14 protein-coding genes are annotated in these 15,481 nt (G+C 62.4%); 4 read left to right on the top strand and 10 right to left on the bottom strand.

Features of this window, described 5'->3' with window-relative positions; genetic code table 11:
- Positions 1–24: 24 nt before the first annotated feature.
- The 3 genes from ASD52_RS29630 to ASD52_RS29620 form a co-directional block, all read right to left on the bottom strand.
- Entirely contained in the window at positions 25–747 is a 723-nt protein-coding gene (locus ASD52_RS29630) for a DNA alkylation repair protein (protein ID WP_025427266.1), read from the bottom strand.
- Positions 744–1,613, bottom strand: coding sequence for an NAD(P)-dependent oxidoreductase (locus ASD52_RS29625; protein WP_025427265.1), 870 nt, complete (start codon positions 1,611–1,613; stop codon positions 744–746). The genes ASD52_RS29630 and ASD52_RS29625 overlap by 4 nt, the downstream gene beginning before the upstream one ends.
- Positions 1,614–1,724: 111 nt before the next feature.
- A complete protein-coding gene (locus ASD52_RS29620) occupies positions 1,725–2,552 on the bottom strand; it encodes a class I SAM-dependent methyltransferase (RefSeq protein ID WP_057208705.1) in 828 nt (275 codons plus the stop codon).
- A 182-nt stretch (positions 2,553–2,734) separates the two neighbouring features.
- Here ASD52_RS29620 and ASD52_RS29615 point away from each other — a divergent pair, with 182 nt between their 5' ends.
- Positions 2,735–3,460: a DUF2270 domain-containing protein gene (locus tag ASD52_RS29615; protein WP_025427263.1), complete on the top strand. Its 726-nt coding sequence runs from the start codon at positions 2,735–2,737 to the stop codon at positions 3,458–3,460.
- 153 nt (positions 3,461–3,613) lie between these two features.
- Here ASD52_RS29615 and ASD52_RS29610 read toward each other — a convergent pair whose 3' ends face one another.
- The 4 genes from ASD52_RS29610 to ASD52_RS29595 form a co-directional block, all read right to left on the bottom strand.
- Positions 3,614–3,880: an usg protein gene (locus ASD52_RS29610; RefSeq protein WP_025427262.1), complete on the bottom strand. Its 267-nt coding sequence runs from the start codon at positions 3,878–3,880 to the stop codon at positions 3,614–3,616.
- A 175-nt stretch (positions 3,881–4,055) separates the two neighbouring features.
- Entirely contained in the window at positions 4,056–4,886 is an 831-nt protein-coding gene (locus ASD52_RS29605) for an ABC transporter permease (protein WP_025427261.1), read from the bottom strand.
- A complete protein-coding gene (locus ASD52_RS29600) occupies positions 4,883–5,686 on the bottom strand; it encodes an ABC transporter permease (RefSeq protein ID WP_025427260.1) in 804 nt (267 codons plus the stop codon). The genes ASD52_RS29605 and ASD52_RS29600 overlap by 4 nt, the downstream gene beginning before the upstream one ends.
- 169 nt (positions 5,687–5,855) lie before the next feature.
- The gene (locus ASD52_RS29595) at positions 5,856–6,638 is read right to left on the bottom strand and encodes an ABC transporter substrate-binding protein (RefSeq protein WP_057208703.1); all 783 of its coding nucleotides are present in this window, start codon (positions 6,636–6,638) and stop codon (positions 5,856–5,858) included.
- Positions 6,639–7,053: 415 nt separating this feature from the next.
- Between ASD52_RS29595 and ASD52_RS29590 the strand changes: the two genes are divergently transcribed.
- Together ASD52_RS29590 and ASD52_RS29585 are read left to right on the top strand one after the other, a co-directional pair.
- Positions 7,054–9,402 carry an OmpA family protein gene (locus tag ASD52_RS29590; RefSeq protein ID WP_025427258.1) on the top strand — a complete coding sequence of 783 codons (2,349 nt, stop codon included), beginning with the start codon at positions 7,054–7,056 and terminating at the stop codon, positions 9,400–9,402.
- Positions 9,403–9,502: 100 nt separating this feature from the next.
- Entirely contained in the window at positions 9,503–10,246 is a 744-nt protein-coding gene (locus ASD52_RS29585; protein WP_025427257.1) for a polysaccharide deacetylase family protein, read from the top strand.
- Between the two features lie 75 nt (positions 10,247–10,321).
- On the opposite strand, the gene mobB is transcribed toward ASD52_RS29585, so the two are convergent.
- The 3 genes from mobB to ASD52_RS29570 are packed head-to-tail and all read right to left on the bottom strand — an operon-like array spanning position 10,322 to position 12,436.
- Positions 10,322–10,849: a molybdopterin-guanine dinucleotide biosynthesis protein B gene (gene mobB / locus ASD52_RS29580; RefSeq protein WP_025427256.1), complete on the bottom strand. Its 528-nt coding sequence runs from the start codon at positions 10,847–10,849 to the stop codon at positions 10,322–10,324.
- Positions 10,846–11,511, bottom strand: coding sequence for a molybdenum cofactor guanylyltransferase MobA (gene mobA, locus ASD52_RS29575; RefSeq protein ID WP_051509168.1), 666 nt, complete (start codon positions 11,509–11,511; stop codon positions 10,846–10,848). Before mobA ends, mobB begins: the two co-directional genes overlap by 4 nt.
- A 16-nt stretch (positions 11,512–11,527) precedes the next feature.
- Positions 11,528–12,436: a DMT family transporter gene (locus tag ASD52_RS29570; RefSeq protein WP_057214299.1), complete on the bottom strand. Its 909-nt coding sequence runs from the start codon at positions 12,434–12,436 to the stop codon at positions 11,528–11,530.
- A gap of 455 nt (positions 12,437–12,891) precedes the next feature.
- On the opposite strand from ASD52_RS29570, the gene ASD52_RS29565 reads away from it, so the two are divergent.
- Positions 12,892–15,444 carry a methyl-accepting chemotaxis protein gene (locus tag ASD52_RS29565; RefSeq protein WP_025427253.1) on the top strand — a complete coding sequence of 851 codons (2,553 nt, stop codon included), beginning with the start codon at positions 12,892–12,894 and terminating at the stop codon, positions 15,442–15,444.
- Positions 15,445–15,481 lie beyond the last annotated feature (37 nt).

The raw sequence follows: 15,481 nt of genomic DNA, 5'->3' as shown, positions 1-15,481 counted from the left end.
CCGTCTTGTGTTGGGCGATCCGATCTAGGATTGAGCGCGATCCGTGCTGGCGCCGACGACACCGAGCCTCGCCAATACCTTGTCGCTGCTCAGTTCACGCAGGGCGTCCTTGCCGATCCACCTTGCTGTGCGATCGGTGCTGCCTGCGAGTTTTTGGGCAAGTGCCAGTGCAGGACCATGACAGGCGGCGTTGCGCTTGCCGATCTGGCGCAGCGCCCAGTTGACCGCCTTCTTGACGAAGTTGCGTTCATCTTTGGCGTGGCGCTCGATCAGCGGCAGCCAGGCAAGAAGGCTTGCATCCGGCTCCTTCTTCAGATGCACCGCGGCGGTCGCGATCATCGCGAATGCGATGCGGCGAACGAATTCTCGGGTGTCCGCCGCGAACTCCGGGATCAGGACCTGTTCGAAGCGCGCAGCCACGAAGACGTCGGCGATGGTGTCGACGACCTCCCAGGAATTGCAATCATCGGCCCAGAGCCTTGCATCATCGAGCGTCAACGTCTTCGGGTCGGCGGTGAAGGCGGCGAGAATACGTGCCTCGCGGATGCCGGACTGCCATAGTTCGAGCGCGCGGGCATGGTTGACCTTCACCAGCCGCGTGATCCGGTGGAGCTCGACATTCGAGAGCCCAAGCGCCGTCTCGGTGACGATGCCGAACCGTGCCATGCCGGCGAGGTTCTCCTGCGAACGCAGCGTCCGCAAGTGCTCGATGATGTCGCCGGCGCCCGAGGTCGGCGAAAGGCTCATTTTTCCAGCCGAGCGAGCAGCGAAGACGTATCCCAGCGGTTTCCGCCCATGGCCTGCACGTCGCCATAAAACTGGTCGACGAGGGCGGTCACCGGCAGCTTGGCGCCGTTGCGGCGCGCTTCCGTCAGCACGATGTCGAGATCCTTGCGCATCCAGTCGACGGCAAAGCCGAAATCATATTTGCCGGCATTCATCGTCTTGTGGCGGTTTTCCATCTGCCAGGAGCCTGCAGCGCCCTTGGAGATGACGTCGATGACTTTCTCGATGTCGAGACCGGCCTTCTTGCCGAAGTGAATGCCTTCGGCGAGGCCCTGGACGAGACCGGCAATGCAGATCTGGTTGATCATCTTGGTGATCTGGCCGGCGCCGGCCGGTCCCATCAAGCCGACCATGCGGGCAAAGGCGTCGATCACCGGCTTGGCGCGCTCGAAGGCAGGCTCGTCACCGCCGCACATCACCGTCAGCGCGCCGTTCTCGGCGCCGGCCTGACCGCCGGACACGGGCGCATCGACGAAATGGGCGCCACGGGCCTGGGCCGCCTCGTAAAGTTCACGGGCGACTTCGGCCGAGGCCGTGGTGTTATCAATGAAGATGGCGTCAGCCGCCAGCGTTTCGAAGGCGCCGTCCTTGCCTGTGGTGACCGAGCGCAGGTCGTCGTCGTTGCCGACGCAGGCGAAGACGAAATCGGCGCCATCGGCCGCTTCCGCCGGCGTCTTGACTGCACGTCCGCCGAACTCGGCGGCCCACTTCTCGGCCTTGGCGAAGGTGCGGTTATAGACCGTCAGTTCGTGTCCGCCACGTACCCTAAGGTGGCCGGCCATGGGGTAACCCATCACGCCGAGACCGATGAATGCGACCTTTGCCATTTCCAAAACACTCCCGATTGCTCTGGGTGAGGTTTAGCCGATGGCGCGGGTGCGCGAAAGGGGCGAGGGAACAGGCGGACGCCTGTTCCCTCGCAAGCTTTTGTTTTCTGCTTAAGGTTTGAAGCGGGCGATCACGAGGTGGCCGGCGATCGGCTCGCCTTCTTCCATGCGTACGGTGATGTCGCCGACTTCGATTACTTCGAAACCGGTCGCCGTCAGGCGTTCGCGCAGATAGGTCTCGGCATGGGCAAAGCGCTGGTGCGCGCCGACCATGAAGGGGCGACCGGCGAAGATCTCGGCCGGCAACGTTTCGCTCGAAAAGATGAACAGGCCGCCGGGTACGAGATTGTCGACGGCGCCGAAGAACAATGCCTCGAGCGCGCCCATATAGGGCAGAACGTCGGTTGCGACGATCAGGTCGAAGGGTTCGTCGTCGTTGTCGTCGAGAAAGTCCACCGCTTCGGCGACGTAGAGGGTGTCGTAGAGCTCCTTCTCGTGGGCGATCTCAACCATGTTTTCGGAGAGGTCGATGCCGGTGATGTCTTCGGCCATGTCGCGCAGGGCGCCGCCGGTCAGGCCCGTGCCACAGCCAAGGTCGAGCACGCGGTTGAAAGGACCGAGTTCGAGCGCCTGCAGGCGCTGGCGCACGAGCAGCGGCACGCAGTAGCCAAGCTGCTCGACAAGCACGTTGTCGAACACGTCGGCATGCTGATCGAAGAGCGTCGCGACATAGGCGTCCGGCGCCTTCACCGGTGTTTCGCCGCGCCCCATCGAGGCGAGCCGCACGGATGCGCCGCCGTGATCCTCGGGATCGAGCGCCAGCACTTCGGCATAGGCATCGGCGGCGGCATCGAAGTTGCCGGATTTTTCCAGGGTGAGGGCGCGGTTGTAGGCTTCCGCCAGCGCTTCCTCGTCGATTTTCGTGGTGTTCTGGGTCATGCGCGCTTCTTACGTCCGAAGGCCGCTTTTGGCAATGCGCCGCAAGATGCAGCCCGCCGAGATCCTTGGGTCTCCGGGGCGCCGAAAATGCAAAAAACGACGGCCGGCGGCGAGCACGGGATTTATCCGGAGGGGGAAAGGGTTCATGATCGCAACAACAAGAAAAGACGGAGGAAATGCCGATGGCTGCCGAACTCAGTCCGCTGCTTGTGGGCACGGAAATCAAGGAGCCGAAGGGCCCGCCACTGCCCCAGACCTCGCAGGAGCAGATCAATGCCGTCGTGCATTATTATCGCGGCGAATTGGGGCGGATGGCCGGCTGGCGGGATCGCATCGACCGCACGTCCAACTGGGCGATTACCGTGGTCGCCGCCCTGCTGTCGGTATCGTTGTCGACGCCCAACTCCCATCACGGCGTGCTGCTGTTCGCGATGCTGCTGATCACGTTACTGCTTCTGATCGAGGCTCGCCGCTATCGCTTCTTCGACGTCTACCGCGCCCGCGTGCGCCAGCTCGAGCGCGGGTATTTCGCGCAGATCCTGGCGCCGGACGGCACTGCCAACCTTAACTGGGCCGCGTCGATTGCCAAGAGCCTGCGCAAACCGGCGTTCCTGATGAGCTACCGCGAGGCGTTGTGCCGCCGGCTGCAGCGCAACTACTGCTGGATGTACCTGATCCTGCTGCTCGCCTGGGCCCTCAAGATCTCGTCGCCGAAACTGTCGACCAATGGCGAGCCCTTCGGGCACGTGCGCTCCTGGATCGATGTCACGGAGAATGCAGCGCTAGGCCCTTTGCCCGGCTGGCCCGTCATCATGGTGGTGGTGCTGTTCTACGCAGTGGTGCTTTACGGCTCGCTGCACAAGGAACCGGGCGAGGGCGAGCTTGCCCATGGCGAGGTCCATGTCTGACGCGGCATAGGCGCCAAGGATTGTTGCATTTGTGGCCGACGGCGGTGCGTCGTTCTCTACAGCACCGCGCGTCAAGTGTGACGGGCCGGGCGCGCAGCAACCTGGCTGCATGATTTTGCGCTCAATAGAAACCTGATGCAGCGGAGGGCGGGTTCAGTGCAGGATGAACTCGCCGTTGAGTGCCCGCCATTCGGTGGCCGAGATCAGCTTGCGGTGGACGTAGCGTACCGAATGCAACGGGCCATCCAGCTTTTCCTGCCAGAACTTCAGGAAGCTGCGCATCTCCGGGAAATCCGGGGCGATGTCGTAGTGCTGCCAGATGTAGGTCTGCAGGAATGTCGGATGATCCGGCATGCGGTAGAGGATCTGGGCCGTGGTCACGCCGTAGCCCTTCAGCTGCAGTTCCATTTCGTTCGTCATATGAACCTCACTTCTCGCAAAGGTTGGTCTTTATGATGAAACGCTTGATTTATTAATCAAGTTCTAATATTTGCTTCAATATGAAATTTAGGCGTAAAAACAATAGCCTGGCAGCACTCCATGCAGAGTGCTGCCACGCTATTTCATTTCAACTCGGTCTTGGCGAGATAACGCTTTAGCGCTTCAGATGCCGGGTCAGGCGGTTTTCGAGCCAGGCCCAGATATTGCGCAGCACTTCCACCATCAGGAGATAGAGGATCGCCGCCCAGACATACATCTGGTAGTCGAAGGTGCGCGAAAAGGCGCGGCGCGTTTCACCCATCAGGTCGAACACGGTGACGATCGCGACGATGGCCGAACCCTTGATCATCAGGATGATCTCGTTGCCGTAGGGGCGCAGCGCCACGATCATCGCCTGCGGCAGGATGATCTTGTAGAAAGCGATGCGCTCCGGCAGCCCGAGGGCGGCTGCACCTTCGCGCTGACCGCGCGGCACGCTCTCGATCGAGCCGCGCAGGATTTCCGCCTGGTAGGCGGCGGTGTTCAGCGTGAAGGTAAAGAGGGCGCAGTTCCAGGCCTCGCGAAAGAACCACCAGAGGCCGACGGATTCGAGCTGCGGGCGGAAACTGCCGAGGCCGTAGTAGATCAGGAAGAGCTGGGCGATCAGCGGCGTGCCGCGGAAGAAGTAGACGTAGCCATAGGCAAGCCAAGACCAGATCTTGTTCTTCGACATGCGGCCGAGCGCGACCGGCAGCGACAGGAGGGCGCCGAGCACCACCGAGCAGGCGACCAGCATCAAGGTGACGCCAAGACCCGACAGGAAGCTCGGACCGTATTTGGCGAATTTCGCCGGATCCCAGCCGTTGACGACAGTCAGGAAGACGCCGACGCCGAGGGCGAGCCAGATGCCGAGCGTTACGCTGCCGACGAAGCGCGCCAGGGTGTAAGGCTTGGGCGGCGCCGGTGGCGGCGCTTGCGGCGGGATCATCGTTTCGACGAAGCTCATCGACCCATCTCCGCGCGTTTGGTCCAGCGTTCAAGGTTCGAGAATATGATCGACGAAACCATGGCCAGCACCAAGAAGAGAATGCAGGCCATGCCGAAGAACTCGAAGGCCTGCTTGGTGACGCGGGCGGCAATGCCGGTCTGGCGCAGGATGTCGGGCAGACCGACGACCGAGACCAGAGCCGTATCCTTGAGCAGCGCCATCCAGAGATTGCCGAGGCCCGGCAAGGCGATGCGCACGAGCTGCGGCAGGATGATCAGCCGCATGGTGCGGCCGCGATGGAGCCCGAGTGCCGCACCCGCCTCGTACTGGCCATGCGGGATCGCCTTGAAGGCCGACAGCAGAACCTCGGAGCAATAGGCCGAGAAGACCACGCCAAGCGCGATCATGCCGGCAAAGAAGGCGTTGATCTCGACCGGCCCTTCGTAGCCGAACGATGCCAGAAGCTGCTGCACCAGAATCTGCAGGCCGTAGTAGACGATGAACAGCGTCAACAGTTCCGGCAGACCGCGGAAGATGGTGGTGTAGATGTTCGATGCCAGGCGGACCGTGCGCTCTTCTGACTGTTTGCCGAGTGCAACGAAGAAGCCGATCAGAAGGCCGACCGGCAAGGTCGCGATGGCAAGGCTTGCGGTGACAACGAAGCCGTAGGCGATCTCGTCGCCCCAGCCGGCGTCGCCGCAGGCAAGGAGCGTACCGGGTGCCAGCCAGCGAAAGACGCCGACAGGGCCGCACAATGGATCCACGATGGAGCCGATCCAGGCTAGGATCGAGTAGAAGCCGGTAAACAACCCGCTCATGTCAGAGAATTCCCCTTTGCGCTGTTCTTATGGATATGGATCGCGCTTATGTTTTAGTTTCTTGTCAAACAAAAACGGCGGAAGGGCAAGCCATCCGCCGTTGCATTTTTTTCATCAACCAACGTTTTTCCGGCATGATTCACTAGGAAAACAGGCCGGAAGCCGTCGATCAGCTGCCATAAACGTCGAACGGGAAGTACTTTTCGTTGATTTCCTTGTACTTGCCGTTGGCGCGGATGGCTTCGATCGCCTTGTTGAACTTCTCGCGCAGCGCGTCATCGCCCTTGCGCACCGCGATGCCGGCGCCTTCGCCGTTGATGACAGGATCAACCGGCAGCGTGCCGAGCAGCTTGCAGCATGCGCCGTCAGCCGACTTCAGCCACTCGGAAAGAACGACGACGTCGTCGATCACCGCGTCGATGCGGCCGTTGACGATGTCGAGCTTGTACTCTTCAGCGGTCGGATAGAGCTTGATGTCCGCTTCCTTCATATGCGCTTCGGCATAGTTGGAGTGGGTGGTCGAGCCCTGAGCACCAAGCGACTTGCCGGCAAGTGCTGCCTCGGTTGCTTCGGTGATCGGCGAATCCTTCGGCACCACGATCGCCGGCGGCGTGTTGTAGTACTTGTTGGTGAAGTCGACCTTTTCCTTGCGCTCGGCAGTGATCGACATGGAGGCGATGATTGCATCGAACTTCTTGGCGATTAGTGCCGGAATGATGCCGTCCCAGTCCTGCGTCACGAACGTGCATTCGACCTTCATCTCGACGCAGAGGGCCTTGGCGATGTCGACGTCGAAGCCGGTCAGCGTGCCGTCTGATTCGAGATTGTTGAAGGGCGGGTAGGCGCCTTCCGTGCCGATAACGACCTTTTCGCCATCTGCCATGGCAGAGCCAGCCATGAGCACGAAAACGGCAGCCGATGCGGCGGCTGCCAGCCGTCTGGAAATACGCATGATAGTCCTCTCTGTTGGCCGACATCCGGTTTCTTGTTCTTCACGGATGCCTATCTTGACCGGGGCGCTTGCCACCGGTTGAGGCGATATTCGTACTGTTTTCCCGCAAAAATCAACTGGAAAGCGACAACGCTCGCCGGGAAAAGAATTTCGACCGGAGATTGCACTGGCCATGATCCAAGCGAACATGAACGGTGCGTTCAGGGGCGGTTAATCTTGCTTTGGTTAGCCCTATTACGGGAACCGATCTGAGGTGCGGGCGTTGGGTTGGCGGCTCGTTTGGCCGGCAACACAAAAAAGCCGGAAGCTTGGATCAAGGCCCTTGAGAATTCACGCCTACCCCCTGTTGCCGAACTGGCTGTCCGGTGGGTAACAGTGGCAGGTAAGGGACCTCCCAGGACGAGGAAGGAAGACTATGTCGATTCGATCCAGACTATTCGCAACCGTGGCGCTACCGGTGCTCTCGGTGTCGCTTGCGGTGCAACCAGCCCTTGCCGACAGCCTGATGAAGCCGTTCGAAGTGGCGCAGGAAGGAAGCGGGCAGCCATCGGAAGAAGAGCTTCTGCTGCAGCAGCGCCAGGCGGAAGAGCAGCAGCGCGCAGCGGAAGAACAACAGCGGGCCGCTGAGGAGCAGCAGCGTGCGGCGGAAGCCGAAGCGCAGCGCCAGCAACAGGAACAGCAGGCCGCCGAACAGCAGAAGGCCGCCGAAGAGGAGGCTGCCCGCCAGGCGGCCGAGCAGCAGCGCGCTGCCGAGGAAGAGGCCGCACGCCAGGCCGCCGAGCAGGAGAAGGCTGCCGAAGCGCAGCGAGCTGCGGAAGAGGAAGCCGCGCGGAAACAGCAGGAACAGCAAGCGGCTGAGCAGCAGAAGGCGGCTGAAGAAGAAGCCGCACGCCAGGCCGCCGAGCAGGAAAAGGCTGCCGAAGCCCAGAAGGCTGCCGAAGAGGAGGCGGCCCGTCAGGCGGCAGAACAACAGAAGGCCGCCGAACAGCAGAAGGCGGCCGAAGACGAAGCTGCGCGCCAGGCTGCCGAACAGGAAAAGGCCGCCGAAGCCCAGAAGGCCGCCGACGAGCAGAAGGCTGCCGAAGGCGAAGCCCAGCAGAAGGCCGCGGACGAGCAGAAGGCTGCGGACGAAGCCGCCCGCCAGGCGGCCGAGCAGCAGAAGGCCGCCGAGGAAGAAGCCAAGCGCCAGGCCGATGAAGCCAAGAAGGCCCAGCAGGGCGAGTGCGTCGTGCCGGAAGGCCAGGATGCATCCACCGCTTGCCCGCCGGCTGGTGGCGAAGCGACGACCGGTCAGCCGCCGGCGACCGAAGGCCAGAACGCCGGTGAACAGCCGCCTGCAACCGACGGGCAGAATGCCGGCGAAGCCGTAGCACCCGCCGTCGAGCCTCAAACCGAGCCGCAGACAGGCGAGGGACAGCCGGCTCCGGGCACCGAGCAGCCGGCGACGGCTGAGCAGCAGCCTCAGGTCCAGCCAGTACCGGAGGTGGTCGACACCCGCACCGAGGAAGAAAAGCAGAAGATCGCCGAAGATCCCGCGGCGTCAGACGAAACTGTCGTTCTGCCGGTTGAAAACGGCGCTGCCGTTCTCGACAGCGACAAGGACGCCGACAATGCCGGCGGCAACAAGTCGCGCGAAGACCGACAGAAGCAGCGCGAAGAACTGCGTGCGCAGGAAGAAGCCGCTCCGGCGCCGACCGATGACGCCTCTTCGCAGGCGCAGATACCGGCAGAGATTCAGGCTGACTTGCCTCAGAAGATCGAAGCGAACCTGAACGAGAAGGGCACGCGCGTCGAGGAAGTGCCGGTATTCGCCGTTCCCGAGACGACCAACATCGTCAACAACACCATTGTCAACAACACGGTGATCAACAACAACACGACCGTCAACAACGTGACGAACAACGTCACCAATGTGGAGGTGGTGCAGGAGATTGACAACCGCGTCATCCTCGGCGTTGGCGACCAGATCTTCGTTCGCGGCGACGATCGTCCACGCCTTCGCCGCGATGCGGAAGAGACCTTCTACGACGAGCTGCCGCGTGGCCGCACCCGCGAAACCATCGTTCGTCCCGGCGGCTACCGGATCGTCACGGTCTACAACCGCTATGGCGACATCCTGCAGCGCTCGCGTGTCGACCGTGATGGCAACGAGTACCTGATGATCTACGCGCCTGAGCGCGACGAAGGTCCGCGTCCGGCGATCATCGACGTCGGCTACGAGCTGCCGCCGATGCGCCTGCGCATCCCGGTTCGCGAATACATCGCCGATGTTTCCGAAGATCCGGACCGTGACTACTACGACTTCCTGGCCGAACCGCCGGTGGAGCGCGTAGAGCGCGTCTATACGATCGACGAAGTGCGGCACTCCGCGCGTCTGCGCGACAAGGTTCGCCGCATCGACCTCGACACCATCACCTTCCCGACGGGCAGTGCCGAAGTGTCGATGTCGCAGGCAAAGACCATGCGCAGCGTTGCCGCCGCCATGGAGAAGGTGCTGGCCAAGGATCCGGGTGAAACCTTCTTCATCGAAGGTCATACCGACGCTGTCGGCTCCGACCGCTCGAACCTGGTGCTTTCCGACCAGCGCGCCGAATCGGTCGCCTCGCTTCTGACCGAGGTCTACGGCATTCCTGCCGAAAACCTGGTGACGCAGGGCTATGGCGAGCGCTTCCTCAAGGTTCGCACCGAGGTCGCCGAGCAGCAGAACCGCCGCGTTACCATTCGCCGCGTGACGCCGCTGGTTCGCCCGGTCGCCCAGCGCTGATCAAAGCGCGGGCACAGTCGCCCGCGCAAATCTTCGGAAACCCGCCCGTCACAGGGCGGGTTTCTGCCGTTTCCATTCTTCTTCTTCATTCCGGATTGCCATGAAAACCGCTGCTCTTCTCATTGCCTCCCTTGCCCTGTTTGCCCAGTCCGCCACTGCGGCGCCGGCACTCGTCGAACCGGACCTGCGGCTTCCGAGCAATCCTTTGGGCAGGGACCAACCTCCGCGCGTGGCGTTGACGCTTGACGCCTGCAGCGGCGCAACCGACATGCGCATCCTCGGAACCCTGATCGAGAACCGCATTCCGGCGACGATCTTTGTGACGGCGCGCTGGTTGAAGCGCAACGGGCTGGTGGTCGAGATGATGAAGGCGCACCCGGACCTGTTCGAGATCGAGGATCATGGCGCCATGCATGTGCCGCCGATCGACATCAAGGTCTCTGTCTATGGGTTGGCTGCGGCAGGCTCGAGCGCTGCCGTTGCGGCCGAGGTCGACGGTGGCGCGGCCGCAATCAAGGCGCATGGCCTTGCCGCACCACGCTGGTTCCGCGGCGCGACGGCGAAATACACCCACACCTCGATGAGCCAGATCCGCGAAATGGGCTACCGCATCGCCGGCTATTCCGTAAATGGCGACGGCGGGTCGCTGCTCGGGGCGGCCATGGCAGAGAAGCGCATCCGCAACGCCCGGGACGGCGACGTCATCATCGCCCATATCAACCAGCCGACGCACGCCGCCGGCGCCGGCGTCGCTCGCGGTATTCTCGACTTAAAGGCAAAGGGCTACAGCTTCGTCCGCCTCAACGATATTCCCGATGAAATGACAGTCGGCGCCACCAACTGACTCTGTTCGACCGCGTGTCGTGACTTCGCGCGGGTAAGCCCTGCGTTTCGCTTGCTCAGCAATGACATGACGGCGTTAACGAGCGCCGCTGTTGCTTTGCAAGCCGGTCACGCGCTCGACAAAATCGGCAATCGTATTCGTGTCGTCGAGATCGAACACGGGCAGATCCGTGTCCGTAACCGGGTGATCGGCGGCAATGGCGCAGATATGCGGATCGGTCGGAGCCAGAGGTTCGCGGTTGGCCGATTCCAGCCGACGGGACTCGATCTTCGGGATCGGCTCGCGCTTGTAGCCTTCGACCAGAACCAGATCGCACGGGGCGAGCCGGGCGATGATTTCCTCGAAACTCGGTTCCGGCCCGCCGCGCAGTTCATGCATGATCGCGAAGCGCGTGCCTGACACGATCGTGACTTCGTGGGCGCCTGCCTCCCGGTGGCGGTAGCTGTCGGCGCCCACCTTGTCGATGTCGAAGTCATGATGAGCGTGCTTGACGGTCGAGACGACGAAGCCGCGCCGTGTCAGTTCGCTGACAAGCCGGACCATAAGCCCGGTCTTGCCGGAATTCTTCCAGCCGGCGATGCCGAAGATTTTCGTCGCAGTCATGCGCTGTTCTCCCCGAGAATGCGAAGCCATTCCTCTGCCCGCAGCAGATCGTCTGGTGTGTTGACGTTGAAGAAGGGGTCGAACAATCCACTGGCTGTGGTGGTCATCGGAAAATCGACCGTGACCGATGGATGGCGCTCGATGAAGGCGCGCACGCGGCGTTTTGGGTCGGTTGTGATCCAGTGTTCTAGGTCATCGGCGAGCGCGACCGGCCATAGGGCAAAAAGCGGATGCAGGGCGTCATCGGATAACGCAACGGCAATCTGCTCGCGCTGCGTCATCGCATCGGTCAGGCGTTGGGCGAGGTCGTGCGGGAAGAAGGGCGTATCGGTGGGCACGACGAGGACATGCGTTGCTGCCGGCGTGATGGCGGCCGTGTGGCGCATGGCGGTCAATACACCGGCGAGTGGGCCAAGAAAGCCGGGCACGGTATCGGCGATGACAGGATGCCCCACGATCGTCTTCTGCTCGGCTGCGCCGTTGAGGTTGATGGCGATGCTTGCGACCTGTGGCCGGAGCCTGTCGATAATCCGCGATAGCATCGTCTTTCCGCCGAGGCTCAATCCGGACTTCGGATGACCCATCCGGCGTGAAAGCCCGCCGGCAAGGATCACGGCCGGCCACGGTGGGTGTCTCGCATCTGGTGTCTTGACTGTTGGCATCGGGCTTTCGTTGTTCCTATTCGAGCGGTCCGGTCAGCGAGCTTTGGGCTATCGGCTTCTTGCCGCGCCGGCTCTCGCGATAGAAGGTGTAGAGGCCGGAACCGATGATCACGGCAACACCAAGCAGCATCCATGCATCCGGCTTCTCCGAGAAGAAGAAAATGCCGATCGTGATCGCAAACAGCAGGCTGGTGTAGCGAAAGGGCGCGATAACGGAGATATCGCCACCGCGCATGGCAAGCACGATCGTCTGGTATCCGACCATCAGAAGCAGGCTTGCGGCAGCGATGTGGGTCAGCGTGGTCGAGGACATCGACTGCCATCCGCCAAGCGGTACGATCATTGCGGCACCGACCAGGGTCGTCACGAGCGCCGTCGTCACCGTGATGTAGAGCGAGGGGATGTCGTGGTCGATGCGGCGGGTGCAAAGATCGCGCGTGGCTGTGCAGAAGACACAGGCAACGACCGTGAGTGCGGCCGGTGTAAAACCTTCCGGCCCCGGGCGAAGGACGATCAGCACGCCGATGAAGCCGACGAAGATGGCGGTCCAGCGCCGCCAGCCGACCGGCTCGCCGAGGAATACGGCGGCGCCGAGCGTCACGGCCAGCGGCAGCGCCTGCATGATCGCGGATGCATTGGCGAGCGGAATCTGTCCGAGCGCCGAGATGTAGGTGATGGACGCCAGCGCCTCCATGATGATGCGCAGGATGATGACCGGCTTCATCATGGTGCGAAGCGGACGAAATGCCCGGAAATGCCGGGCGATGACGATCACCATCAAGGTGGTCAGCAGCCCGCGCACGAACAGGATTTGGCCGACATTCATCGCCCCGGTCACCGATTTCACCAAGGCGTCGTTGCAGGAGAAGGCGACCATCGCCAGGCACATGAAGACGATGCCGCGGAAATTGCTGGAGCATTGCATGCGGGCTGTCCTGCGGCGCCGGATCGGGCGGAAACCTGACGGCGGATGGGAAGGCGAATCCGTTGCCGGATCTCGCATACCGTTTAAGCATCGGCCGCCATTTTGTGCAAACACCAACCCGCCGACGGCGGATTTTTCTTCCAGCGCAAGTAGAATTTTCGGGCAATGGCGAGATCAACCCGGACGAAGACTGTCCGCCGTGCAGAAAATGCGTTCTCCCGAACCGGTTTCTATTCGCGGAATCTTAAGTTTCACTGCCTATCGTCATCGATGATTCCGCTTCCAATCGCATGACGCGATCGGTGGATGGCGTGCGCCGGAACCTTGGCGGCGCGTCATTCCAGAGATGTCGGTCGGGGCCTGGGAGGTGCTTCCGCCGATATTTCACCCGTGCTTCCAGCAAGAAGAAGCCACCGCGCGGACATGTCTCACATAAGAATAATCTGGGGTCCGCAATGTCTTTCATCGATCGTCTATTACAGCGACTGCGAATCGTCACGAAGGTTCTGCTCTTCGTGGTTCCTCTGGTGGCTCTGATCGCGGGTATCGGCCTCATCGGCTTCTTCACGGCGCGAACGCTGAACGGCCACATGACCGTGACGCGCGAAACCATCAACAATCTCTCGGATTTCCAGGCGCTGCGCAGCGCGCTCCAGAGTTTTGCCGATGCGCCGAGCGAAGAAACGCGAGGGGCGCTCAGCGCCCAGATCGACGAACAGGAAAGCGGCGTCCGTTCGCTTGACGGCTTACTGACGCGCGAGGCTGACAAGTCAGAGATCGCCTCCGTGCTGTCGCTCGGTGAAGCCATGCGCGCCCAGACCGAAAAGCTCTGGTCGATCAAGGTCGAACAGGATCAGGTGACGGCTTCGCTCGAGGCGGCGCTGACAGACATGACGACGCAGGGCAACAGCGCCTACAAACAGATCGACATCATCCGCAAGGAATCGGGTGAGAAGGAAGCGTTTGCCAAGGCGCTGCTGTTCGATGCCGCCGCCTATCAGGGGATCGCCGAGCGGATCAAGAAATTCCGCCTACCGGTGACGATGGCGGCGAACGCCGACGCCAAGATCGATCAGGCGGGCAAGTTGCTGCCGCACCTCATCAAGCAGATCGAGGACGCCGAGACGATCGCTTCCGAAAAGGTTCAAAAGCCGATTGCCGAGCTGAAGGATTTGGCGCTGAAGGTCCAGGCGATCCTTGCCGGCGCTGAAGACAGCGAGACCAAGAAGAACGCGTTGGTGCCGATCCTCAGCAAGTTCTCGAAATACGAGGCCGACTTCGCCAAGGAAGCGGCCAAGAACTCCGACACAGCCGCCAAGCGTTTCGTCGGCATGGACAGCGAGATCTCGCAGTTGAAGACGCTGATCGCGCTGATGGGCGATACCTTCAAGGGGCTAGACAGCACGCGGCTGCATATCAGCGAGCTACACCGCAAGCTCGACGCGGAAGGCCGCGATCTGGTGCTGGCCGATATTCAGGCCGTTCGTGACAGCGCGGCGAAACTGTCGGAGCTTGGTGGCAAGAATGCCGCGCTGCGTGACCTGCCGGCCAAGCTCAAGCCGTCGCTCGACAACATCGACAAGGGCACGGCCGCGCTGATCGACGTCGGCGGGCGCTGGCAGGAAGCCAAGACCGCGGCCTCGACACTGGTTGCCGGTGCGAGTGCGACGCTGGAAAGCTTCGTCAGCAGCGCCCAGGAAGCCGGCAAGGTCGACAGCCAGCGTTCGGCTGACATGTCGATCGTGGCGATGGTGGCCGGAACGCTGCTTGCAATCGTCGGCGGCCTGATGCTGGTCGAGACCCTGCGCGGCCCGTTGAAGCGCGTGACCGAGACGATGACCCGGCTTGCCAACGGCGATCTCGACGTGGCGATCGAAGGCCGCAACCGCGGCGACGAGATCGGCGACATGGTGCGTTCTGTAGCGGTGTTCCGCGACAACGCGGTCGAAAACGTCCGGTTGGGACGCGAGGCGGAGGCCGCCCGTACGTTATCGGCGGAAGACGAAGCCCGCCGCGCCGAAGAGCGTGCCAGGATCGAGGCCGAACAGATGCAGGCGCTTAACGCGCTTTCTGACGTGCTGGCGGAGCTTGCCGCCGGCAATCTCGAAGAAGGCATGGCGGAAGACCTGCCGGCCGACTACGTGATCATGGCGCGCACCTACAACAACGCTGTCGAGGCACTGCGCGCCACGCTCAGCGATGTGCGTATGGTGACCGGCGAGATCACCGGCGGCACCAGCAATCTCTCGGCCTCGGCCGACGATCTGGCGCGGCGGACGGAGCAGCAGGCGGCCGCGCTCGAGGAAAGCTCGCGCGCCTTGCGCCAGCTGACAGAGATCGTTCGCTCGACGGCCGAAAGCGCCCGCAAGACCACTGTCTCGGTCGACGAGACCAATTCCTACGCCAAGCATTCTGGCCAGGTCGTCGCCAAGGCGATCGACGCCATGGCGGAGATCAACCGCTCGTCCGAGAAGATCAGCACGATCATCAGCGTCATCGACGAGATCGCCTTCCAGACCAACCTTCTGGCGCTCAATGCCGGCGTCGAGGCGGCGCGGGCGGGCGAGGCGGGTCGCGGCTTTGCCGTGGTCGCGCAGGAGGTACGGGAGCTCGCCCAGCGTTGTGCTGGTGCTGCGCGTGAGATTAAGGGGTTGATTTCCGACAGTTCGGCGCAGGTCAGAAGCGGCGTGGCGCTGGTGAAGGAAACCGGCGACGCGCTTGCAGTGATCAACGACCACATCGGCACCATCCATCAGCTCGTCAGCAACATCGAGGCCGCCGCCGCCGACCAATATACGGGGCTCAACGAGGTCAACTCGGCGGTGCACGAGGTCGAGCTGCTCACCCAGCAGAATGCGGCCATGGTGGAGGAAAACACCGCCGAGATCCACGGCCTGCGCCGGCAGGTCGAGGCGCTCAACGAAAAGATCGAGCGTTTCAAGACCGGTACCTCGACGGTCGCGAGCCAGGCCTATGGCCGTGGCTATGGATCGAACTACGCGGCTTGAGCGAGCCGGCGGGCGGCATCTGCCGGCTGCCCCTCAC

Source organism: Ensifer sp. Root142 (assembly GCF_001426785.1).
In the GTDB taxonomy this organism is placed as follows: domain Bacteria; phylum Pseudomonadota; class Alphaproteobacteria; order Rhizobiales; family Rhizobiaceae; genus Ensifer; species Ensifer canadensis.
Note: the sequence above shows the minus strand (reverse complement) of the source record. Positions and strands in the feature narration are given on the sequence as shown.